Here is a 23,370-nt window from a genome sequence, read left to right as displayed (position 1 = left end):
GGGCGTATGCTCGCCGTCAAAGCTTTCTTGGAAGCACCGGGGATTGGCGCCGCAGTTCACTAAAACCGTACAGGTGTCTCGCCGAGTGCACATAGCACAAAGAACCGTCCACTTCCCTTGTAGCAGTCTCAGTCGGGGAGCTACCAGGATTGCAAACACTTGGTCTGGATTCGACGCACAACATCCTCTCAGCAATCAAAGTGTTTCCTGTTCGCAACTCCAACACGGATCGGCTGGTGAAGACTAGGAACGAAAGGCGATCACGAATTGTTCAACAGGATCTTTACTTCCACACTTCGGTATCGACGTACCCAAATCACATATCAGTTCGGTACGTCGTACACTGGTACAATTTCCGCATGGCGGTAGTGAGAGATGTCATTGTGGAGCGAGTACAGACAGGAATTCGCATCGAACGTCGGATTCTCAAAGTTTTAAAGGCAACCGCCGAACTGAAAGACATGTCCGTCGGTGATCTTCTCGAGGGCATCGTGCTTCACGCCTTTGAAGGTAAATCTGCATTTACTCCGGAAACGCTAAGACAGATCGGCGAGTTTCGAGGAATTTACGGACTGACGCTTCGCGCCTCGGACAGCCACAGTCTCAAGGAAGGCAACAGACGCCTACCGGCTCGGAAGACGTAGGATTCGCAACTTCGGTCTAGGGTATCCTTGCGGTCGCTAACGGGGGAAGCGCCCTGATGTCGGGTTCCGTCCACTCTGCCCGAGCCTTCGAACTATTCAGCGTCTCCGCCCGCCAGAACTCATGGAGTAGTCCTGTAGAGATTCGCGCTTGGTTCTTGGACAAAAACTCTTCGAACGAAGCCTCCTCCGTGTGAGTCGCGAGCAGCCGCATCCAAGCTCTCGTGACAGTCTCATTGTAAGCATGACCTTTACCATGATGAAGGCCGAAAGCTCTGATGATTTTGACTGCCTCGTTCGATGCAGTCTCAGTTTCCGAGCTCCTGAGCAAAATCCAACCTAGGCGCAGATGGTCGGCGTGCCGAAAGTTTTCTATCGGATAGTCGCAGGCGCGTAATGCGGCAAGAAAAGCGTCATCGGCTAATGCCTTTGATCCCAAATTGATCATCAAATTCCTCACAGGTATGTGCGTACATTGGTACACTGATACTAATCTGGTCTGGCTGTCTTTGCAAGAATACGTAGAACGTCGATGGTGGGTAATTGTGAATGCCAATTGGCGATTCCGGCTCGTGCGCCCAAAATACCGGCAAAACATAGGCAGGTGCCCTCGTGCTCCGAAACGCGCACAAAACTGTAGACAAGGAAAGTAGCTAATGCCGAATAATGATCGGACCAAGGTAATTTACAAGAAGACACCGGAATCAGCGGTCGTCGTGACCAACACCAAAGTGGACAAGGCAATTGCAAAGTCTATTCGGGAGAGTTACGACGAACTGGCGACGGAGTACACCTGTCGCATCGCAAACGAACTCCAACATAAGCCGTTTGACCGAAGTCAACTTCTCAAATTTAGCGAAGAGAGGCGTGGGAAAGGTTTGATTTGTGACCTTGGCTGTGGCCCTGGCCATGTGGCGCGCTTCCTGCACGACGCTGGCTCCCATGTGTTTGGCGTGGATCTATCTCCTCGGATGATCGAAGAGGCGCGGCGATTGAACCCCAACATCCCATTTCGCGAAGGTGACATGCTGAGGCTAAATCTCGGAGATGAAACACTAGCAGGGGTCGTCGCCTTCTACTCCATCGTGAATCTAAGCGAAGATTGTCTGGACGCCGTATTTCATGAGGTGGCTCGAGTCCTCAAGCCCGATGGCGTGCTGTTGGCTGCCTTTCATATCGGCAACGGATTGGTTGAGTTGTCGGAGTTATGGGGACATCCGATCTCATTGCGCTTCTTCTTCTTTCAAGCTTCGACAGTGCGTAAATCTATTGAGAATGCCGGCCTCACCCTCGAAGGAAGCTTGGAGCGAGAAGCGTATGCACCAAAGATTGAACATCAGAGTCGAAGAGCCTACATTCTCGCCAGGAAGTCTTCCGCCGCCGAAGACCGCAAAGCCTTCTTGCATAGCAACCAAATCAACAATGACGTGCTAAGCGATTGGCTACGGGTTTACAAGGGCAGCCAACAGGCAGATGTCATTCGCTATTGGGATTCAGTTGCTCCCAAATATCTGGCTATGTTCCGCAACGAATTGCAGGGCAAGCCATTCGACCTCGCCGTGCTCCGCAGCTTTGCCGAGGATCTGGGCCCGCTTGCTCGTGTGTGCGATGTCGGCTGCGGTCCCTGCGCGCACGTGACAAGCCTGCTAGCCGACTTCGGTCTAGACCTCGTGGGAATTGACATCTCCCCCGTTTGCATTGATCTTGCGCGAAAGGAGAAACCCTCGCTAAATCTTCGAGTCATGGACGCGGCGGACCTGCAGTTCGACGAATGCGCCTTGGACGGTTTGATCGCGTACTACCTCCTTCATTACCTTCCACGGCGCTCATGGTCTCAAGTGATCACAGGCTTTGCTCGTGTTCTGCGGCCCGGTGGGAAACTTCTGATCGTAATGAAAAGAGGGGAGGGTGAGATGTGGATTCCTGACCCCATGGGCGGCCCCGTAGATACGTTTTGGGCTGCGTGCGCATCTGAGGAATTGGAGACACTTCTTCGTTCTGCTGGATTTCACGTAGTTAGCGTTCAATCCAGGCACCCTCTCGCCCAAGAGATTGCCGTTGATCGTATCTATTTGCAAGCAGAGCGCGGAACGCGGCTCTTAGACCACGCCAGTAGTTCTTGATGCCTGTCCTTACTGCCATCCATCATGGATTAGATCGCAGAATGGTGGCAGTCTATGGTTCAGCCGGAGTTGAGTCCGGCTGGACCGGATTGGTCTCTCAACGCCACAATGATAGGACTTCCTATCTCTCGACCTTCGCAGCAAAAATCAACGACAGATCGGAGACAAACATGCCAGACATCGCCTTTTACAATATGTGGCGGACCGAAACTCCTGGGGATCGCGCTGCGTTACTCGCCCGGATGAAAGATGAGTCACCCGCGCTCGCATCCAAGGCAGGGTTTGTCGCCATGACTGTGCTGGAATGCGCTGAGGATGGCCGCGTTCTGGTCGAAGGGCGTTGGCAGTCGAAAGAAGCTTTCGATACAGCCATTGCCGCCGATCCGGAGGCGCAGAAATCACGCGCTTCTCTCGCGCAGTTCGGTTCACCCGAGCCGGGCTTGTTTACAGAGGTGTTTCGTGTGCCGCCAACGTCCGACGTGTTAAACGGGCATGCGGGATCCGAAAGTTCTGTTGCTTCGGCGGGAGGAGCCCTTCTAGCTCCCGGGATCGAAGAAGGAACGGCTGAGGTTAATGGACAGAAGATTCGCTTCCTGAGAGCCGGAACTGGACCAGCTCTGGTGCTCGTTCATGGATACCCTGAGTCGTCTCTGACCTGGCGCAAGATCATGCCGGAGCTCGCGAAGAAGTTCACTGTGATCGCACCGGATACCAGAGGAACCGGGCAGTCTTCCCTGGCAGATGGATTTTCGCTCGAAGAGGTGGCTGACGACATTTACGAACTCGTCAAAACGCTGGGCTTTGAGGAGGTCAGCCTCATCGGACAGGATTTTGGCGTGCAGATTGTGAGTGCATACGCTGCAAAGCATCGCGATGCTGTAGCGGCACTCGTGGTGATCGAGTCGCCACTCTCAGGGTTTGGCCTTGAGAACTTGTTTGCCAGCTTTTGGCACTTCGGCTTCCTGGCGTCACCTTTTGCGGAGTTGCTGGTTACCGGCAAGGAGAAGGAGTTCTTCAGTGAATTCGCTTTTGGAGACTTCGTCTACCGCAAAGAAGCCTTTACGCAGGCGGACATCGATCGGTACATTGCTGAGCAGATCCGCCCTGGCCGGCTCAAGGCAGGTTTTGCTTACTACCGCGCTCTGCTCGCGGGCAAAGATTTCTTCAGCAAGACAGTCGCTCCTCCCTGGACGTTTCCGGTACTCGCCATCGACGGCGACAACTCCGTGAACGGACTCACGGCGAAGTCCTTCGAACAAGTCGCGCCAACGCTGAGGTCGGTCATCGTTGCCGACTGCGGCCACTTCGTGCAAGAGGAGCAGCCGGGTTTCTTGGTGGAGACACTCTTGGACTTTCTTCCTATGGAGTGAAGTCAATTGCTGGTCTGGACCTTACCAGTTGCGCCGTTCAACCGCCTCATGAGGGCGACCTGGCGGTCTGTCGCTCTCGCCGGGCGCAGGGTGGTACAACCTAAACGACAGCGGTCAAAGAGTAAGCCGGGACGGAAGGGGACAGAACGCCATAATGGTCGAAGAAGGTGCGAATAGTGATGGCGCAGGAATCCTCCTCTCATCACCAAAACGGATACCCTCCACATCTTTGCCTTCGATGCTAAAGATCAGGTCTCATTTGCAGAAGCCGGTTTCCTGGGCCCAGCTTCCGGGATCGACCGCGTGTACGAGGGCGCCCGGCACAGAATTCGCAGGCCGCGTGGGACTTTCTCTGAGGTCCAAGCAGTCGTTGGGTCAGAAGCAGACTGAAGCTAACGAACCGCTCCGCGAACAGGGATGAGAGTCAATTGGTCGACTGAAGGTGTGCTCACTTAACTGCAAATTGCCGGGCCGACAACGCGGGTTAAACTGACCTCTTCAATCGGGAGGCTAGTCTCCGGAATTTCTGGATCCTCTGTTTTCCATGGTTCCCACGAACGCAACAGCTCCCCGCAATCATCCGGAGGTAATGCGCGGCTAAATAGAAATCCCTGCATTTCCTCGCATCCCTGCTCGTAGAGATATTCACGTTGCACCCAGGTTTCGACTCCTTCGCCTATGCAACTGAGTCCGAGGTTATTTCCCAGATCAAGAATGCTCCGAGCGATCCTAGCTGCGGCTGGATCAGAGGAAATATCTCGCAGGAATGATTTATCGATCTTGAGCCGATCGATAGGAAATTGTCTTAGATACGATAGCGACGACCACCCGGTGCCGAAATCGTCAAGCGAGAGGCTCACCCCGATTCCTTTGAGACTCTGCATGATTTCGATAGTGATCGCAGAATCATCGAGTGTCAGGCTTTCCGTCAATTCCAGTTCCAGGCAATCTGGACGCAGTCCCGTCTCACATAATATTTGTTCGACGCTCCGCGCAAGGTCCCCTCTATAAAATTGTTGCGCCGACACATTGACCGCGACACGAGGGATCGTAATCCCTTTCTTTCTCCATGACATGATTTGGAGACATGCCGTTTTTAGAACCCAATCTCCCACATCTACCATCAATCCCAAATCTTCCAGTCTCGGAATAAACTCGATCGGCGAGATCAACCCCTCTTCTGGATGATTCCACCGCAACAGCGCCTCAACACCCGTCACTTGCCCTGAGCTAGTCGATATAAGCGGTTGGTAATGGACGGCAAATTCACCTCGAGAACATGCTCCGTGCAAGTTCTTTTCCAGCGTCTGGCGTCGTCGTAAAGCATTCGCAAGTTCTGACGTGAAGAAGCAATAGGTCCCGCCCCCCTTCTTCTTAGCTTCGTACATTGCAGCATCTGAAAACTGCAGCAGGGTTGTCGCATCGGCTCCGTCGGCCGGGAAAAGGGAGATTCCGACGCTGGTGCCTATCTGTAAAGTATGTCCCTCGAGTTGAAACGGTTCGCATAGTGCAGCAATCACTTTGTTTGCCACTGTCTCGACATCCCCGTCTGCAAGGACGAGAGGAACCACGATGACAAATTCATCTCCGCCCAATCGCGCTAAAATGTCGCTCTCTCTCAAGGTGGCTCGTAAGCGGGCAGCAACGCCTACTAGGAGACGGTCGCCCACATTATGACCGAAAAAATCGTTGACATTTTTGAAACGGTCCAGATCCACCATGAGGACTGCCACTGAGTTCTTAGAGCGACGAGCTAAAGCTATTGCCTGCAAGAGACGATCCTGCAGAAGGACTCGATTTGGAAGCCCGGTCAGCGCGTCATGAAGCGCCATGTGCTGAAGGCGTTGTTCAGCCAGCTTCCAGTCAGTAATGTTACGGGCGATTCCCATCGTGCCAATGATCTGACCGCAGTGGTCGGTCAGTGGTAATTTGTTTGTTAGCACCCAGCTCTCTCGACCATCCGGCCAAGTCTCCTTCTCTTCGACACCAATCTGAGGCTGACCTGTACGAATAATTTCACGCTCATCCGCGAGGGCCTGGCCGGCGTGCTCCGGACTGAATATATCGGAATCAAGTTTCCCCTCTGCCAGCTTCGGATCAGGGAGTCCAATATAGTCGGCCATTGCGCGGCTGATGCGCACAAACCGACTGTCTCGATCCTTGAAAAACACGTTATCTGGGATGTGGTTTAGGAAGGCCTCTAGGAGGTCGTGATCTATCTGGTTTTTGCTGTCCTGCTTGGATCTGAGCGCTATGATCCTGATAACAAGAAGCAAGGAAACGCTGCTTACCATTGTCATCAGAGCACTCCCGCCGGTGTGGAATCGGCGAATCATCTCCGGCGGAAAGCATAGACCAACAGTGATTCCGAAGATTGTGGTGCTGAGAGCCAGCGTTAGGCATTGAACGCTCGGGTTTTTTCTCCAATGCTTCATGATATGTCGATCCCCTGACCGCCCGGCAAGTAATTCGAAGCATGGACCTTTTGGTGGGCGAATGGCTATCCAACGAATGTCTTCCCATCTACAACTTGTTCTGCCCTCTGGAATCACGTCGGTTTTAGCACTCCTACGAGCCGAATAAGTTGTGTGGCATCAAAAGCAGCAGGCGAAGGGGGATATCTTGAACGGGCGGCATATTACTTCGCCCTGCTGCCATCTCAGAACTCGCCGGGAAGAAAGTTATGGAGGCAGACCGCAAATCTAAGCGGTCCCGTTCTGGAAATGCAATTTATCTTCCGGTTCCTTAGGGTATCGCCGCCTTCTGAGAGACTCCTCGTCATATTTCACTTGCATCCGGATGCGATCATCCGGAGACTCAGAGTCCCCCTGCACGAACCCGCCCATATCAAAAGGCTCGTTTTAGCCGTCCACGACGGCTTCGATGAGTACAAGCTTTGTCGAAGTGCTCTTGCGTGTAAGTTTCATTGTCCGTGACCTGATGTTGCTCTCTCTCCAGGCCTCCGCACAGATATGAGGCTGATATACACCAATGATCTTCAGGGTCGGTGCCATCATTCCTCAATGCTAGTCGCGAACAGAGACGGGCCCGATGCTGAATCCCTCCCACCAGCTAGCAGCGAACCAAATCTTCGCAAGTGCGAGGAAATCGTTCGCTGGGCGGTATGCCCCTGTCGGGAGGATCTAATGGTCGGTTGTATGAATGAGGTAGTAGTCCTTCCCGACGCGGATGGCGCCCGCATCGGGATGGCGCCCGAGATGACCGGGTTCAAGTATGTCCCGGGCTAGTCGGTGGCGGACAGACCGCGGACAGATCCGGCCACGCGCTGACCAGTCCGGCAGCCGCAGCCGAACCGCTGTCTGGACCAGCGAGGATTCATTCAAACGGACCTGAAACTCAACAGGGCACTCCCGATGCAGAATCGACGAACCGCCTATTTCTGGCTATTGACAGTTGGGCTGGACTGGTTGGAAACAGGCAATCTGGCGGCATCGGATAGGTTGTGGTCTCCAACCGGCAGAAGACGAAGCACGTAGGAAAACTCGGTCGGCTCGGACCAGACCATATATTGGGGTAGAGGCTTCGGGCCGCAGCTGTTCGACCCTACACCCAGCGTCTTCGTATCCAGCGTGAGCACCGTGGACGTGCTCGGCGGCAGATCCTCCGAATGAGCGGGAGCTTCGAGCTGTTCATCCATCAGCGGAAGCGCGGAAACCTGCAGCAGCTTGCCCTCGCTAACCGCCACCAGTGTCGGCAGGCCGGCTCCGCCCAGGGCGGCCCATCGGATATCCTCGTGGTTTCCCGCTTCCATCGGCTTCGGATACGGCGTCAGTTGCTCCAGCACCGAACTCGAATATAAGCCGACATCCGATCCGCGATCCCGGTCCGAGTAGTTCTCCATCGGTCCGCGTCCAAGATAGGTAAGGCGGTCTAGGCTCTTGTTCAGCATTAAGCGCACACCGATTCTAGCCAGAGGTATCTTTTCCCCCACGGGAACAAAGTTATTTTTCACCGCAATGGAACCATCGCCCGAGATGGCGTAAGCAGTAGTAAAGGTTGCCGACCATCCTTCACGCCCTTGCTCAAGCAGGGTCGCCTCGACAACAATCGACGAATCGCTCAGCTGCGTCGCCTTGATATCTTTCACTATCGTCTGCAGGGAGTTGACTCCATACTTGTCCCACGACATCGATGCCCATTGGTCATCGTTGCGATGAGGTGCCCGCCATAGATAAAGCTTCGGCCCTCCACCGGAAACCAACATCGCCATGCTGCTGCGCGTAATCTGCGAGATCGTACCCTGAAGCTTGTCGAACACGACGCTGAATCGATCCCCTTCCACCGTGATCGATTTGTCGTCCTGGTTCAAATTCAAAGGTCCGGCAGACTGCGCAACCATGGTTTTTACCGAGGGCGCCGCGAGAATCTCAAATTGGTCCGTGGCCACTGCATAACCGGTCTTGGCCCACATCTCCGGCTTGGCCAGCTCGAACGAGAATTGGACAAAGTATTCGCGACCCGCTCTCGGCGACGCGAGCTTAACGGGCAGCGTAATCTCTTTGGTTGAGCCCGGCGCTAGATCGATAGGCGCGAGCGTACCCTGATCAATGGTCACGCCGTCTTCGCTCAACGTCCAATGCGGCACGAACTTGCTGAGGTTGGTAAACGCGTACCGGTTGTGGATACCGATCTTTCCGTGTTCGACGTCGATGGCAGTGAAGCTTATCCACTGATAGACCCGCTTCAACTCGGGATAGTGAGGCTTCGGCGATCGGTCGGAAAAGACCACGCCTTTGTGGATGAAGTATTTGTCGTTCGGAAAATCTCCGAAGCCGCCACCATAGGCCATGTACTGGTGGTTGGGGTCGCGGCCGTTCCACAGCCCCTGATCCTCCCACTCCCAAATCGCGCCGCCCATTAGCGTTGGATACTTGTCGAAAAGATCGTTGTAGTCGCCCACCGAGCCCATCGAATTGTTCATGGCGTGGGCGTACTCGCAAAGGTACAAGGGTTTGGTCCGCTTAGAATCCTCTCCCACGCGTAGCAGCTCCGTCGGGTTGGTGTACATGTGGCTTTCAATATCCGTGGGCAAGTCCGGCCCACCCCCGAACGGCTCATAGTGGGTGGGCCGAGTAGAATCGATTGCCTTGACCGCCGCCAGCGCCGTCTTGAAGCTATTGCCGCCGCCGCATTCGTTGCCCAGCGACCATACCACCACCGACGGATGGTTCTTCATGTTTTCGACGTTGGCGACGTTGCGGTCGACGATGCTCTTCTCGTATCGCGGCTCCCGGTCGAGCACGTTCATATACCCGTGACACTCGACGTTCGCCTCGGCCACCAGGTAGATTCCGTATTCGTCAGCGAGTTCATACCATCGTGGGTCGTCCGTATAGTGCGACGTCCGAACATGGTTCGCATTGACCTGCTTCAGCAGCTCGAGGTCCCGGACCATCCGATCTTCCGAGACGTAGTGTCCTGTGTCGGGCCAGTTCTCGTGGCGGTTCGCCCCCTTCAACTTCACCGGCACCCCGTTGATCGTGAATACGGCATCCTTGATCTCGATCTTGCGAAATCCAGTGCGCGCGGATAGAACTTCCGCGGACGTTGCGTCGCCTCCCAACGATAAAACCACCGTGTAAAGGTTAGGTGTCTCCGCGGTCCATTTCGCAGGATTTGCGGCCGCAAGCGAGGTCGACACAGCCTGCTCCTCCCCAGGCGCTAGCCCGGGTACCGTTACAGATGTCTGTGCGATGATGCTCGCTCCGTTCCGCGTCACCAGTTCAATCTGCAGGCGACGCGCCGGCTGAGTCACGGTCGAGTAGTTCTTGATCTTGGCGGTCACGCTCAGAATGCCATCGCGATAGCGCGAGTCCAGATCTGTCGTCAAGGCGAAATCCCGCACATGGACCTGCGGCGCGCTCCACAGCGTGACATTGCGGAAAATACCGCTCAGCCGCCACATGTCCTGGTCCTCCATGTAGCTGCCGGCTGTATACCGGTACACTTCGACCGCAAGCAAATTTTTTTGCCCGGCAACCACATAGGACGACAGGTCGAACTCCGCCGGATTGCGGCTGTTCACGCTATATCCCACCTTCTTTCCGTTAACCCACACGAAAAAGCCGGCGTCGACACCGTCGAACGAAATAAAGATGCGCCGCCCATTCCACGTCGAAGGAACCTCGAACTCGCGCCGGTAGCTCCCGACCGGATCGCGTTCGAGGAAAGCCGTATATTCCTTGGGCGGCTCGCTGGTCACCCTGGGCCAATCCTTCTTGAACGGGTAGGTGAAATTGGTATAGATCGGCGTTCCGTAACCCTGGATCTCCATGTTGGACGGGACGGGAATCTCCTTCCAGGCGCTCACATCGAAGCTCGGCTTGTAGAAGTCGACAGGGCGCTCCTCAGGCCGCGGAACCCAATGAAATTTCCACTGGCCATTCAAACTTCGAGCCCAGGTTGAGGCGCTTCGTTTAGCCAATAGCGCCTCGCTCCGGTCCTTATACGGCATCAATGTGGCGTGGTAGGGCTCCTTGTTGATACCTAGGACCTGCTCGTTCTCCACCTCTGACGGCATCACCGCTTGTTGAGCTTGAAGAAGCGGAATCAGCGCAAACACCGCGAGCATTTTGCACATTACCCAACTGAAGGTACGCATTTGAATCATCTCGCCCTCAAGTCGCGAACATTGAATTAAGTCTCAACCGAGGGCTGTCAAGGCTCTTTTCAGCCTTTGGTCTAAGGGGTGGCGGCAGTCTGCGGTCGATCTATACAGGAACAATACAGAAGTGTTTAGGAAATGACAACGTTGTCTACACCGTTGGCAACCAGAGGCCGAAATGTTATTTATCGCTTCCGTCTCTTAGCTCTGGGCATCCTCATACGCGCCAAAGATAATCTTCTCATGAGGACCTCTTGGCGGTGGCCGCCAAATACGCTTTTACCGGCGCGTCCCTGTCAGAATCATCGAGCGTAGCCTCCAGCCAAATTGGTGTAGTCAAGGCTTTTTCACAGCCGGGTGATGAGGGCAGGTCGTAAGCGGCCTTTCCGTGCATTCACAAACAAAAACAGAGACTTGCATCGGCTTGGGCCGCCGCCCGCGAATCGATCATGAACCGCAACAGTTCTCAGCTTCAGCCAAACTAGGCCAGATATTTGTGCAAGACAGCGACACGAGATGATCCAAGCTACCCACTTGTCTAGCCCACATGGCCGCGTCTAAGATGCCAGCGAGGCGGAGGGCGCCCGCTCCACCCTTTAAGGATGTTTATCCTCGGCTGTTTCTCCCGATGTGGTTCGCAACGGCCAGTATGATTAGGCGGCCTAACCTTTAACCCGAAGCGGATGTGCAACCAAATGACCTTATCTCGTAAACATGTCAGGAGGCTCAAACGGTATGTTGAAACCGGGCTCCTTACAATTAATGAAGTTAGGCAAAGGCTTGGCGAACCCAAACTCAACGAATCAGAAGCTAAATTACCCTTGATTCTTACAGAAGAGGGTCGCTGGTTATACCTGAATAAGACATCTGTCAACGTAGACATTCAGCCGCTGTTGCCAAAGGCGTTCGCTGGGTTGAAAGGCGCGGCTATTCTGTATCTTCCGACGCGTGGTCAGGAAAATGAATAAATGAGGATGTGCAGGGTACAGTCGTCGTCAAGCACATCCCATACTTGATGCTAAGGGATCTTCTCTTCTTTCCAGCTTTTCCTTCCTGTGTTAGTACGTTGTCCGAGCGTACTTCTCGGGGCGGCAACGCTCGGCGATGAGACTCTCCAGCACTCGCGTCACACGAGCACTTCCCTGGCTGGTGTCGGCTTCCAGCGCCAGACACTCGCGCGTGTAGGCATCGACGGCGCCGAGGATCCGCACCATCCGTCCGGTGGCAGGATCACTGCCTTGCCACAGCTGAGGAGCTGACGCAAAGTGTTCAAATGGCTGCTGACTGCGTGAAACACTTCGGCAATGCCAAGCACGCCACGCGCGATATCACATTCTCCCAACGATGGGTTAGGACAAGAGTCCGCCGGTCCCGAGCTCGTCTCAAGTGCAGCAGGTATCTCAGATCGATGCTCGGCTCTGCACAAACCCGATGCCGACGCTATACGTGATGTGCCATGTGTTCCCATTCGGAAGCTCTGCCCCTCCTTGCAGATTCCGCGCAGTCAAGGCAAACTTGCAAGAAACGTCATAGCCGGTACCAACGCTTTATTCAGCAAAGCTGCCAATGATGCAATATCCGTTTTGCTGGTTCTAATAGCAAGGATTCGATTGTGTGTCACCCACCCGACGGTGGCATACGGTTCCTGTATCTGCAATGTCGCATCTCCGCAATTGAGTCTTTTGAGGAGAGGGCCATCGCTGTGTATCGACCCGTTCCCCGTAGTGAGATCTCTGATGCCTTAGAGCACCTGCGTGACCTGCACCGGCAGATCACACCATCGAACAGTCGCGAGCGCCATGCCGCCGAACGACGCGAACTCCTTACGAAAAACCTGCTCTCAAACCTCCATCGGATGAGAGAGCACCCCACATTAAGCATGTTACTTGAGATCGCCGACATGTTTTCGTTGACGGTCGAAGGTGCACATCGGCTGTTTGGTTACGATTTGGGCGTGTTCGGAGATTACGACCGCCAACTCAATGCAGGACGCACTCGGATCGTGGAATCCTACACCTTCGAAAGAGACAGGCTGTCGGACGTGCCGTTAAATCTGGCTCCCGCAGAAAGCTTCACATCGGACAGCACACTTCGCGAGCTGGTACGAAGCTGGCAGCGCGATGTCCCTATGCGTTCGTTGAGGGGAGCAATGTGGCGCCGTCCTCACGCGTTCTACGTCCAAGTCGGAACAGAAGACAGTCTTGGATCGAGTCTCCCGCCGGGAGCGGTGGCATTGGTTGAGCCTATAGATGCGGAAGAGTTGCGCCAGCCGCAGCCGCGCTCCATCTATCTGCTTCAATTCCCCAACGGCTACCGTTGTAGCGGATGCATGGTCATCCGGGGCAAGCTCTACCTTCTGACCTCTGAACGAACCTACGCTGGCCCGCAGGAGTTCTCCTACCCTGGCTCAGTTCGCATCGCCGGTCGCATCCGCATGTTTGCTACGCAGTTGCCTCTGCCCGAGTATTCGACAGTCTCTCTTGCTAAATACCATGGTAGCGGCGAACTCTTACTTCCCTGGGAGCATGAGACTCGAGATCGGTTGCTTGCCACGATGTATAGACGGTTCCAGCGATCACATGACGAGGAGCGATCCGTTCGACAGTTTCTTGAGATGGAATTTAGATCGAAAGTCAGCGAACGCACCTTGCGTCGGTATCGCAGTCCGAATCGGTCGGAACCGCACGTTGATGTACTCCTAACGCTGGCACTGATGCACTCCACGCGCTATACGGACGCCTTGCAATCCGGGGGCTACACGATTCGCGACACTAGCCGCTTTTCACTCGAATTTTTGCTGATGACGAAAACCTACGCCGACCTTTTGGTTTCACCCCTGATAGCAAGCACACCGATACCAAGGGAAGTCTGGGAGACTCGACGACAAGAGTTCGCGGAATGGCCATCGTTGCTGGCAGTAAAGTTTCCCAAGCTTCGTATCTGGGACGACCGCGTAATTCGATTGGCGAAGGAGAAAGCGATTGAGGGGCTGAATCCGGTGATCAAGCCTGGATCCTGGATGCTTCTGGAGCCGCTGTCGAGCGTCCCCGATACGCGCGGGGACGCTCGCAAACAGGGTTGGTCACAGCCAATCTATGTGCTGCGGCGAGGGATGGAAATTATTTGCGGACGGCTAGTGCGCGAGGGAAATCGTTTTGTATTGTTAGCAAATCCCAAAGACGTTAGCTCAAAGATAATGCTAGACGCCGATGACCTTCGCGATGTTAGCCGCGTCTCCGGCGTCGCCGTCCCAGTATAGAGATCACTTCTACGAACGCGTAGATCTGGCCAAAACTTCATTGCTAGGTACCACGACTTTTGCTAGTAACTGCCGTTGATTCAGCGATGGAAGTATGTTTGGCCAAACGGGCAGTTTGCCCTTGCGGGGCGCCGAGACCGAGGTAAGCTCAGTTCACGATTCAGGAACGATCTCTGTAAGGTGCGCTCATGATAAACGGCAGCTCCCATCTACGGACCATCGTGAACCAGAACGGCGCAGCCGTCCTCGACACGAAGCTTGGGTCGATTGCGACGCTCAACTCAACCGGTGCCTTTGTATGGCAGGGACTTGAGCGCGGCGACAGTCTAGAGACGATTGTCGCCAGCCTATCCAGTGAAGCGGGAGTTCCCCCAGAAATCGTGGAACGCGATGTCCTCGAGTTTGTCGAGTCATTGCGGGCGCAGAAGCTGTTGCCCCATTAAGCATTGGAAGGAGACGCATGATGTCTGCATCCTCTAAGGACGCCAGTCTGTACCGAGTCCTCGTAGTGGGTCCCTTTGCTCGTGCGATGTATGTGCGTGAAGACCGAAACCAGTATCGTCTGATCCGCGTGTCGGTGCCGACCGGCACCCGGCCAGCGCAACAGTTACAGAAGGCGCTTCGCGAGGAATGGGGACTCCCGGTCTTGGTTCTCGATGTGATGATTCCGAAGGATAGCGATCGCCCCTGCGCGATCGTTGAACTCCTCCAAAGAGAGATTTTCGAAGGCCTTATCGGAATCAAGCCTGGCCAAATTCCGAAGGATGAACTATCACCGACGGAGCGAGCATGGCTGCTGTCCGTCCTGGGCGGGGAGACAGTTCATGCCATCACCGAAATCGGGTGGGCAGATGAGGCCGTTCGGTGGGTTGAGACTACGACTGCCAGCAAAGTTTCATCGAAGGCCGATGTCGAACAATTCAACGCTGGTAACGGGTTTAGCCTTCTCCGCTTTCATATAAACGATGGATCGACCTGTTGGCTCAAAGCAACCGGCGCACCGAACACGCAGGAACGGGCCATGTCTGTTTTGTTGTCACGGTTATGCCGTGATTACGTCCCTGAAGTCGTGGCGCAAAAGCCAGAATGGAATGCGTGGCTGATGCACAGCAGCGGACAGAGCCTGAGCGAATTGCCGCGGGAAGCCCCCGAGGTAGAACGCATGCTGCAAATCGCTGTCGAGTCCCTGGCCGTGTTGCAGATCAGAACGGTGGGTGAGGAACTCGACTTACTCAATGCCGGAGCTGTCGATCACAGAACACATGTCTTGCGAAACGACGCGGAAGCGCTCTTCGCGTACATCGACGAGGCGATGGGCTGTCAAACATCCACCAAAGTTTCACCTCTTGGGCCGAAACGGCTCGGCGAGCTCAAGAATATCTTTGAAGATGCCTGCGACTACCTGAGCGAGTTGGACATTCCGGACACGATTTTGCAGGGCGATCTGAATATCGACAATATCTTATTTGCCGGTACACATTGCGTGTTTATTGACTGGAGTGAAGCCTACGTTGGGAATCCTCTTGTGACCTTGGAGCACCTTCTGCTCCTGAATCAGATCGAGGATCCATCACAGAAGGCCTCCTACAACCGGCATCTCCGAAACACCTATCTGACGGCCATGTCGTCGATCTGTGATGCGAGAGTGCTCCAGGACGCTTTGCCTTTCGCTCCTCTCATCGCGGCGGCCTCCACAATTCTCGGCAGGAAGGACTGGCTACAGACGCGAGAACTCAGCGATCCGCGGCGGTTCCCCTTAGTGAGAGCGATTGCGAGGCATATGGACCGCGCGGCACAAGCGCCAAGCCTCTTGAGAGCGTTGCTCGTTTGATCGATTGGCCAGGAGAGAACATGCTGCTACGCGTCGCTGAAAGCTGGCTCTTGCTGTTGTACTTCGATTGGCTGATGCACTTTCGTGGGTTTCAGGAGATCCATGCTGCTGTCCGCAACTTGAAACCCCGGGCTGTGGGCAAGACGGCGCGGGGTGACGGCGAGTTGTCGCGTGCCGTCGATCTTGCTTGCGTCTTCTACTTCAAACCAGTGCTGTGCCTTCAACGTTCGGCCACAACAACTGTTCTGCTGCGGCGCTATGGCCGGAACGCGGAGATGGTTATCGGGGCACAGCTGCTTCCCTTCCAATCACACGCATGGGTTGAAATCGACGGGCGCGTGATCAATGACAAACCATACGTCACGGAGATCTTTGAGGTATTAGAACGTTGCTGAGCGAGGTATTCGATGAGCATCCTCTACGGTGTGTTGAAGGAACACGGAATCGCGGCAACAGCTTCCGAGTTGCAACGTCTTGGCGCTGACATGCAACGGTACGCGACCGGCGCAGGATTAGTGATCCTTGACGGCAGGCTCGGCATGGGAGTTCAACCTTATTTGAGCCACATGCGTTCGACATTTGAACGAGGCCCGGTCAAGAGTCCTCAAGGTCGCTACGTCCTCTCGTTCGACGGTCGTCTCGACAACTACGAATCTCTCGCAGAAGAACTTAGAGTCAAACATCCGGAAACGCTCTCAGACTCACAGATCGCGCTTGCGGCATTCGCTCGATGGGGTGAGGCATGCTTTTCCCGCTTCGTTGGAGATTGGGCGCTGGCCTTGTGGTCAGAAACGGATCAATCGCTCTATCTATCCCGTGACCATGCGGGCGCGAGATCGCTCTATTACCGCCATACCCAATGCGAAACCGTCTGGGGGACCTATCTCGAAGCCTTCCATTTGACGGACGATACACTCCAGCTCTCACATGACTACGCCGCTTGCTACATGGCTGGCCGTCAAGTGGGCGACCTAACCCCCTTTGAGGGCATCTATTCAGTGCCGCCAGCCCACTTCCTGAAGGTTCATAAGGGAGTGCTGAGCCGGCATCAGCATTGGAATTCCACGGTCATGACCACAGTTCAGTACCGCACGGATACCGAGTATGAAGAGCACTTTCTCGCGCTATTTCGGAATTCAGTCGAGCGACGCAGCGGTCCTGGAGAACCGATCCTCGCGCAACTGAGCGGAGGCATGGATTCCACCGCGATCGTGTGTATGTCCGACTTCCTGCGCCGGCGCAAGTATCCCAACGCAGAGATTCTCGATACCGTGTCCTTCTATGACGACTCAGAGGCCTCACTTAATGAGAGACCGTACTTCTCCATCACTGAGGCGAGACGAGGGAAGGTGGGCGCGCACGTCAATACTGCCTTCTCTCAGCGGACCTTCGAGCCACATGATGGCAGTGGTGGCGTCTACCTGATGCCTGGCGCGGACAGCTTCTCCATCGAACAGGAACGCCGGCTCCATAGTGCCGCGTGGAAAAGGGACTATCGCAGCGTGCTCTCTGGCATCGGAGGGGATGAGGTTTTGGGCGGTGTCCCCGACCCGCTGCCGGAACTCGCTGGTCATCTACTCTCAGGGAACGTCTCTCAACTGCTTCGCCGTTCCCTTGCCTGGTCTCTGGTTGATCGCAGCCCGCTTGTCGGAATGCTGTGGCGCACAGTCCGTTATACCGGCGGTCTCTATCTTAACCCAGGCCCGAAGGAAATCGATCTTCCACCGTGGCTTTCGCAATCACTGCGGGAGCGGGCGCTGCGAATCGAATCCGTCAAGGCGATGGTTCCTGCTCGAATCGGGATCGCACCGCACCGCATCGATAACAGCTCGGCCTGGTGGTTTGTCATGGAGACACTTCCGCATCTGTTTCCGCAACTGCTTGTGCGGCCCGAGTATCGATATCCCTTTCTCGACAAGGACCTAGTGAGCTTCCTTTTTAGCGTTCCAAGGGAGCAGATACTTCGCCCTGGCCGTAGGCGTTCGCTGATGCGGAGGGCGCTCATCAATATTGTTCCTCACGAAGTACTTGAGAGACGCCGCAAGGCCTTCCAGCTTCGGGCGCCATTGCACGCCGTTCAGCAGGCATCCGAAGTTCTCGAGGGGTTATTTGCAAACTCAATGATCGCCGATGCCGGGTTGGTTGATGGAGATAAGCTACGTCACTCGTTGCGCCAAACGGTTGAGGGCGACCCAAAATGGTGGCATTTGATTCTCCGAGCCACTGCATTCGAACTTTGGCTTCGCTCGATGCGCGGAGGGAGCGGAGAACGCGCCGGCGATGCTGGCCTAAGATTGATCGCCTGACGGCGGCCGACAAGATCCGCCTGCGCCGGTGCACGTTCCAGCGACGACGGAAATTTGAAGACGAAAAGAGGACAAACCTATGCGCTACATCCAACCGAAGGTAACAGCAACGTTCAAGGCTACATCAACCATCAAGGGACCGAAGATCTTCACCCCGCACGAAGTCGGCACCTCCCTGCTCAATTCCAACGCCGCCTACCAGGCGGACGAGTAGTCGGAATTGCAGTTGACGTTAGAGCCGGCCCCGTCTCGCCTGATCTATGGGCGGGATGGGACCGGCGTCGTTCCAGCTGGGCTGGCGTAGCTTCGAGCGGTTGCAGCTCGAAGCTTGGCGAAGCCTCGCCAGCGCTCATATTGTGCCGCCTTCGCTGGGTCCGGGTCTTCATAGCCTTGCAACCAGAAGCGGAACCAGTCGACACTTCCCTGCTGAGACTCAAGGCGCTCCAAAGGTCTTTGATGAATATGGGTTCCCCGCGGGAAGTAGATGAGGTCAACCGGTTTGTTCTGTAGCCGCAGCGATGCGTAGAGTTCCCACTCCTGAAGCACCGACAACGGATTGATCGCCTCGATGCGGACCGGTGCTTGTACCTGGTCAAGATGAAATCCTGGAGCCTCGTCGACCCATTTCTTCAGTCCTTGCCCAAACGGAGTTGTCTGCCGTATCTGTGCCATTTGACTCTCGAGAGACTCCGAGCCGGCACCAAACATCAGATATTGCATGTAGCTGTTGTCGAGCCCGTCGGCAATCGTCGCAGCCTTGAAGAGCTGAGGGTCTTTGATGATGGCATTGACTGCGTACCAGCAGGTCCAACTGAACCCGACTACGCCCACCCGGTTACGATCGACCATCCCCGCCGCGTCGAGACTATCAATTGCACTCCTATAGCCTTCCAGATGCACCTCTGGATCGTCCTCCGACAAGGTATCCACCTGCCTCCTGACCTGAAGAACTACAAAACCCACGCTGGCAAGATGCCTCGCGGCAAAGGCTGTCGGGTGAAGTCCGTCGGTCATGAACTCACCATCAACGTAGTTGTACATTTGCACGACTAAGGGATATCGCCGTCCGGATTGATAACCGACGGGTTTTACAAGCAGCCCAGACCAGTGGTGGCCGCTCTCGTCATCCCACTGATAATGAGATACCTCGCCAAAGCTCATATCCGCGAGTTGCGGATTAGGGTCCCAAGCCTCGCGGGCCTTTCCGGTACGGCGACTCGATACCCACAGCTTCGGCGGTTCATTAAGGCTCTGCCGGACCGATATCTGCATGTCCGAGATCTCAGGAGAAAGCAGGGCCGTAGACCCGGTGGTAGTATCAGCGGCAGGACCCTCCCCTGCAAGATGCCAGCTATCTTGAAAGAATCGATAGCGTCGAGTTACGCGCCTGTTGGGCCTTTGTGTCAAAGTGACGATGGCCTCATCGTCACTGGCCCCAAAAGACACTTCCTCAATGTGGAATGCCGTTCGGTCGAGACCCTTCTCTTCAAAGAAGAGGCACCGGGGTTCAAACGACGGAAGGTCGAAGCTGGCAACGCCGCACGGCCGGTTTCTCTCCAGCGGGTTGTCGTCGTGCGTTCCGAGAAATGTGTTGGTCGCCAGAACGCGCTTCTCATCAGTCGCCCAGGCCACCCGGCTGTTATCGAAAGCATATCCGAGGCTCCGGGCATTCGGTGCATCCGTGAGCGGCGTTCGCTTACCGGTGTCGAGGTCGATGAGCATGTACTGCAGGGGCCGCAAGGTTTCGCCAGCGTTCGTAATTTGAGCATCTTTACCGGGCAGAAGACGGAGATATTCGGATCCCGTTACCGGTTCAAATCGCTGCCAAGTATCTGGGATCGTCGAAACGGGCATAGGCGCAACTAGCTGGTGTCCCTTCGGAGATAACACGAATGGAAAGAGCGCCGAGAGATAGGTCATCTCCGTGCTCGAATCGCCCGGCACACGCCGGGCGATCCAGCGACCATTCTTATGTTCGAGCACCGAAATGGCGAAAACTTCAGGTTCGAGAGTACCGAGCTGGCTAGGAAAGACGACGTCCTGTATGCGAGCACCCGTCGCCACCAATGCATCGGCGTTGACCCGAGCGATCTCTGAACTATGCTTGTCTACAAGCATGGAAGCCTTATAGACCACCATGTTTGCGACTATGTCGAAGCGGTCAACGCTCTGATTCGCGGGCGTCAGGGCGTGAGACCCACTTCCATCTGCGCTGGCGAGATAGAGCTGGTAGGCTCCCGATCCGTTTTCACCCCGAAAGTAGATGCCCTTCCCGTCCGGCGACCACAGAATGTCTTTGATCACCGGCGCATACGAGATCGTCTGCTCCCGGTGAGGGTAGGAGACGATCGAGGCGACGATGCGCGGCTGAGGCCGAGCTCCCCCGCCCTCGAGGAACACAGAGAGCTCCTTGATTCGAAAGACTGTGAGGTCGGACTCGATCTCGTCTGTTGCAAGGAGGCCTTTGGTCGTAACGATCGCGACGTAGTCGCCACGCGGCGACGGCCTCGCCATCTCGCTGCCCACGATCGCAGGATCGAAGGATGGGTCGCTAAACCGCACCATCGCAATATCGTCTTTCACAGAGAACGAATGGCCGTATGCTTCTTTAGATAAAGGGCACAGCAGAGCGAAGACGATGGCGACGAAATGCACACGAAGGGTCATATCCAACTCCAAGGGTTGCGATGGGGTGAGAGCAGAGAATTTCAGATGGGAGAGGAGAGGCCGGGCCTCAGAATGTCATTTTGAGGGCGAACTGCATTGATCGGGGACCACCCTGCTGATACTGCGACGCTACGGTTCCAAGACTTGCGTTCAGCATCTGAGTCGCCTGACCGAAAGTCGCGTCGGTATAAGTCGGATCGACGTACCCGAAGCTTGGATGGTTAAGAAGGTTGAAGCTTTCGGCGCGAAAGTGGAGAACCAGTAGGTCATGCAAAGGAAAGTCTCGCCGGAGCGCGAGGTTGACTTGGGTGCTTCCGAAGCCACGGATGAAATTTCGTGGAGCATCGCCCGCCGCTCCCGTTGCTGGCAGGCTGAACGCCGCCCTATTAATCGTGCGGCCGCCAGGATATTGCGACCCGTAAAGGTAGACCGGCTCGCCCTGCACGAGATTGAGGCCGCCTGAGTATTGGCTCCCATTGGCCGCGTTGGTGGTGAGCGCTCCGCCAAGCGTTACCGGAAAGGAGGTGCGCGCACTGAGGCGACCGTCCACTCCCCAATCGTTCAGGAGCAACCCGGGAAACTTCGAATCGAAAGCAGCAGGAAGCTCCCAACTAAGACCTCCCTGTAGATTGTTACGCACGTCGAAGTCTGAGTTTCCTCGCTGTAAAGGCAGCGCGTTGGCGTTCGACCCAAAGTCGAGCGAATGTGACCACGTATAGGAAGCAAGTGCTTGAAGTCCTTTGGACACTGAGCGCTGAAACTTTACCTGCAAAGACTGATAGTTCGAGGTCACGCCTGATGCGAGATACTGAACCTGATCGAAGTTGGGGTTGAGCGCGGATAAAGATTCCTGTTGCAGCCCGATTAGTCGTCGTCCTTCAGCCGCCACATAGGAAAGCGTCAGGGACTGATTCTTCCCAAGTGCCTGCTGCATACTGACGTTCCACTGTAGCGTGTAAGGCAGTTGCAGATGAGATGGAAACGCGGTGATCGTCCCGCTGGTATACGGTGCTGTCACGGAGACGGGAACGACCAGCTGGCTGGGGGTAAACGGAATCTCGGCTCCACTCTGCAGCGCGAATGACTGAAACCCGAGCCCACTGTATCCGAGCGACGCCACTTCATTCGCAGAGTCGAAGAATACGCCCCCGCCTGCGCGGAACACCGTTTCGTTTCCCGGCTGGTCGTGGACTGTCCATGCCATGCCCAACCGAGGTGCGAAGTTGTACCAAGCCGTCTTCCACAGCGAGGTGCCTTGAGGCGCGAGCGTGAGAGTCGCAGGATTATTGATATCTCCAAGCAACGTATACGCGTCCCGGCCGTGTTCCTCTGTTGGCGGTGGGTTCAGCTCCCAGCGAACGCCAAGCGAGAGGTGAAGCCGCTGGTGGACACCCCATTCGTCCTGCGCGAAGATGGCAGCTTGATTGAACAGTGGCGTAGCGGGAACGAAGTTGAAGACGTAGGGTAGGCTGGGCATGCCGCTGATCACCTCCTGCGCACTGAGGAAGATCGCATACGGTTCCACAGTCGGAGGCGTTATCGGTGATTTTATGTGGCGGTAGTCCACCCCAAACTTCAGTGCATGAACACCCTTCAGAAGACTGATCGTGTCGATGGCGTTCCACTGCCGGCTTGCGTTGCGTCCGTTGTAAGCGGTCAACAACGGCGATCCGATTTCTGAGATTGACATGACAACCACTGGCTCGGCCCGTTGATAGGAACCGGCCCCCATCGCAGCCCCGAGGTCGATCGGAGTGGCACCACCAAAACTGTCCAACTCACCAATCTGCGCAGAGTCCGAACGCGCATATCCGAGACGAAACTCATCCGTAGTCTGATCGGACAACTGGACGGTTGCCCCGATCGTGTAGCTTTGTGCGTTGCTACTGGTAGTTGTCCGGGCGAAATACGGCCTGGCGACCGTAGAGCTTGGCGTGACTCCGACCCGAAAAAAGAGAGCGATTTTGGGTCGAAATGCGTGATCGATCCGTACGCTAGTCGAGTCGATCTTGCTGGGAAGCGAGAAGGGGGAGATGAACTGCGCGAGACTTGGGCCTGCAGCAGTCCCATAATCGACTCCGTTCTGCAATGGAAAGGCATTCAGGATAGGCCGCATGGCATCGACCGCTTGTTGCCGCATGAACACGTCTGGAACATATTGGATCGTCGCGGCCGTTGGCTGTGTCAGACGAAGGCCTTCATACGAAGCGAAGAAGAACGTCTGGTTTCTGCCGTTATAGAGTCGAGGAATCAAGACGGGACCACCCACCGTGCCCCCAAAGTCATTCTGTCGAAGAGCAGGCGTCGGCTTGCCATAGTGAGCGTTGAACCAGTCATTTGCGTCGAAGACATCGTTCCGAAGATAGTCGAACACGCTCCCGTGGAGGAAGTTGGTCCCAGCACGCGTCCCGAGCGAGAACTGGCCCCCAGGCGATCGGCCAAACTCGGCAGAATAGGTCGAACTCTGAACGCGGAACTCCTGCAATGCATCGACCGAGATCAGTGTCTGTGTGGTTCCGAGCGCAGTCGATCCGCCAAGCGTCCCCCC

15 protein-coding genes are annotated in these 23,370 nt (G+C 55.5%); 10 read left to right on the top strand and 5 right to left on the bottom strand.

Annotated features, from left to right (window positions below; translation table 11 throughout):
- Positions 1-383 precede the first annotated feature (383 nt).
- The 3 genes from HDF16_RS30345 (at position 384) to HDF16_RS24685 (ending at position 4,134) form a co-directional block, all read left to right on the top strand.
- On the top strand, positions 384-644 hold the full coding sequence (locus HDF16_RS30345; RefSeq protein WP_348641421.1) for a hypothetical protein: 261 nt from the start codon (positions 384-386) through the stop codon (positions 642-644).
- A 653-nt stretch (positions 645-1,297) separates the two neighbouring features.
- Positions 1,298-2,764 (top strand): class I SAM-dependent methyltransferase, encoded by a 1,467-nt coding sequence (locus HDF16_RS24690; protein WP_184222681.1) that lies wholly within the window; start codon positions 1,298-1,300, stop codon positions 2,762-2,764.
- 170 nt (positions 2,765-2,934) lie between these two features.
- Positions 2,935-4,134 carry an alpha/beta fold hydrolase gene (locus HDF16_RS24685; protein WP_184222679.1) on the top strand — a complete coding sequence of 400 codons (1,200 nt, stop codon included), beginning with the start codon at positions 2,935-2,937 and terminating at the stop codon, positions 4,132-4,134.
- Positions 4,135-4,586: 452 nt separating this feature from the next.
- Here the strand turns inward: HDF16_RS24685 and HDF16_RS24680 are convergent, their stop codons facing one another.
- Both HDF16_RS24680 and HDF16_RS24675 read right to left on the bottom strand, forming a co-directional pair.
- A complete protein-coding gene (locus HDF16_RS24680) occupies positions 4,587-6,434 on the bottom strand; it encodes a putative bifunctional diguanylate cyclase/phosphodiesterase (protein WP_184222677.1) in 1,848 nt (615 codons plus the stop codon).
- Between the two features lie 1,094 nt (positions 6,435-7,528).
- On the bottom strand, positions 7,529-10,765 hold the full coding sequence (locus HDF16_RS24675; protein WP_221313112.1) for a glycoside hydrolase family 2 TIM barrel-domain containing protein: 3,237 nt from the start codon (positions 10,763-10,765) through the stop codon (positions 7,529-7,531).
- A 689-nt stretch (positions 10,766-11,454) separates the two neighbouring features.
- Between HDF16_RS24675 and HDF16_RS24670 the strand changes: the two genes are divergently transcribed.
- A complete protein-coding gene (locus HDF16_RS24670) occupies positions 11,455-11,727 on the top strand; it encodes a hypothetical protein (RefSeq protein WP_184222675.1) in 273 nt (90 codons plus the stop codon).
- A gap of 90 nt (positions 11,728-11,817) precedes the next feature.
- Here HDF16_RS24670 and HDF16_RS24665 read toward each other — a convergent pair whose 3' ends face one another.
- Positions 11,818-11,973 (bottom strand): hypothetical protein, encoded by a 156-nt coding sequence (locus HDF16_RS24665; RefSeq protein WP_184222673.1) that lies wholly within the window; start codon positions 11,971-11,973, stop codon positions 11,818-11,820.
- A 488-nt stretch (positions 11,974-12,461) separates the two neighbouring features.
- On the opposite strand from HDF16_RS24665, the gene HDF16_RS30950 reads away from it, so the two are divergent.
- From HDF16_RS30950 to HDF16_RS31400, 6 genes are all read left to right on the top strand, one after another.
- Positions 12,462-14,018, top strand: a complete 1,557-nt coding sequence (locus tag HDF16_RS30950) for a hypothetical protein (RefSeq protein WP_246410007.1) — start codon at positions 12,462-12,464, stop codon at positions 14,016-14,018.
- Between the two features lie 188 nt (positions 14,019-14,206).
- On the top strand, positions 14,207-14,461 hold the full coding sequence (locus HDF16_RS24655; protein WP_184222672.1) for a PqqD family protein: 255 nt from the start codon (positions 14,207-14,209) through the stop codon (positions 14,459-14,461).
- Positions 14,462-14,664: 203 nt separating this feature from the next.
- The gene (locus HDF16_RS24650; protein ID WP_184222670.1) at positions 14,665-15,849 is read left to right on the top strand and encodes a phosphotransferase; all 1,185 of its coding nucleotides are present in this window, start codon (positions 14,665-14,667) and stop codon (positions 15,847-15,849) included.
- A gap of 20 nt (positions 15,850-15,869) precedes the next feature.
- Complete coding sequence (locus HDF16_RS24645; protein WP_184222668.1) at positions 15,870-16,244, top strand: lasso peptide biosynthesis B2 protein; 375 nt, start codon at positions 15,870-15,872, stop codon at positions 16,242-16,244.
- Between the two features lie 12 nt (positions 16,245-16,256).
- Positions 16,257-18,155 carry an asparagine synthetase B family protein gene (locus tag HDF16_RS24640; protein ID WP_184222666.1) on the top strand — a complete coding sequence of 633 codons (1,899 nt, stop codon included), beginning with the start codon at positions 16,257-16,259 and terminating at the stop codon, positions 18,153-18,155.
- Between the two features lie 79 nt (positions 18,156-18,234).
- A complete protein-coding gene (locus tag HDF16_RS31400) occupies positions 18,235-18,369 on the top strand; it encodes a hypothetical protein (protein WP_277751196.1) in 135 nt (44 codons plus the stop codon).
- Positions 18,370-18,413: 44 nt separating this feature from the next.
- Here the strand turns inward: HDF16_RS31400 and HDF16_RS24635 are convergent, their stop codons facing one another.
- Positions 18,414-20,822 (bottom strand): hypothetical protein, encoded by a 2,409-nt coding sequence (locus HDF16_RS24635; protein ID WP_184222664.1) that lies wholly within the window; start codon positions 20,820-20,822, stop codon positions 18,414-18,416.
- Positions 20,823-20,889: 67 nt separating this feature from the next.
- The coding region (locus tag HDF16_RS24630; protein ID WP_184222662.1) for a TonB-dependent receptor domain-containing protein at positions 20,890-23,370 on the bottom strand (2,481 nt) is incomplete at its 5' end.

Source organism: Granulicella aggregans (genome assembly GCF_014203275.1).
In the GTDB taxonomy this organism is placed as follows: Bacteria; Acidobacteriota; Terriglobia; order Terriglobales; family Acidobacteriaceae; genus Edaphobacter.
Note: the sequence above shows the minus strand (reverse complement) of the source record. Positions and strands in the feature narration are given on the sequence as shown.

Bases quoted from the DNA above. Each gene is read 5' to 3' on its own strand.
- HDF16_RS24675 (WP_221313112.1), bottom strand. From the start codon at position 10,765: ATGATTCAAATGCGTACCTTCAGTTGGGTAATGTGCAAAATGCTCGCG.
- HDF16_RS24670 (WP_184222675.1), top strand. From the start codon at position 11,455: ATGACCTTATCTCGTAAACATGTCAGGAGGCTCAAACGGTATGTTGAA.
- HDF16_RS24690 (WP_184222681.1), top strand. From the start codon at position 1,298: ATGCCGAATAATGATCGGACCAAGGTAATTTACAAGAAGACACCGGAA.
- HDF16_RS24665 (WP_184222673.1), bottom strand. From the start codon at position 11,973: ATGGTGCGGATCCTCGGCGCCGTCGATGCCTACACGCGCGAGTGTCTG.
- HDF16_RS24645 (WP_184222668.1), top strand. From the start codon at position 15,870: ATGCTGCTACGCGTCGCTGAAAGCTGGCTCTTGCTGTTGTACTTCGAT.
- HDF16_RS31400 (WP_277751196.1), top strand. From the start codon at position 18,235: ATGCGCTACATCCAACCGAAGGTAACAGCAACGTTCAAGGCTACATCA.
- HDF16_RS24680 (WP_184222677.1), bottom strand. From the start codon at position 6,434: ATGACAATGGTAAGCAGCGTTTCCTTGCTTCTTGTTATCAGGATCATA.
- HDF16_RS24685 (WP_184222679.1), top strand. From the start codon at position 2,935: ATGCCAGACATCGCCTTTTACAATATGTGGCGGACCGAAACTCCTGGG.
- HDF16_RS24640 (WP_184222666.1), top strand. From the start codon at position 16,257: ATGAGCATCCTCTACGGTGTGTTGAAGGAACACGGAATCGCGGCAACA.
- HDF16_RS24635 (WP_184222664.1), bottom strand. From the start codon at position 20,822: ATGACCCTTCGTGTGCATTTCGTCGCCATCGTCTTCGCTCTGCTGTGC.
- HDF16_RS24655 (WP_184222672.1), top strand. From the start codon at position 14,207: ATGATAAACGGCAGCTCCCATCTACGGACCATCGTGAACCAGAACGGC.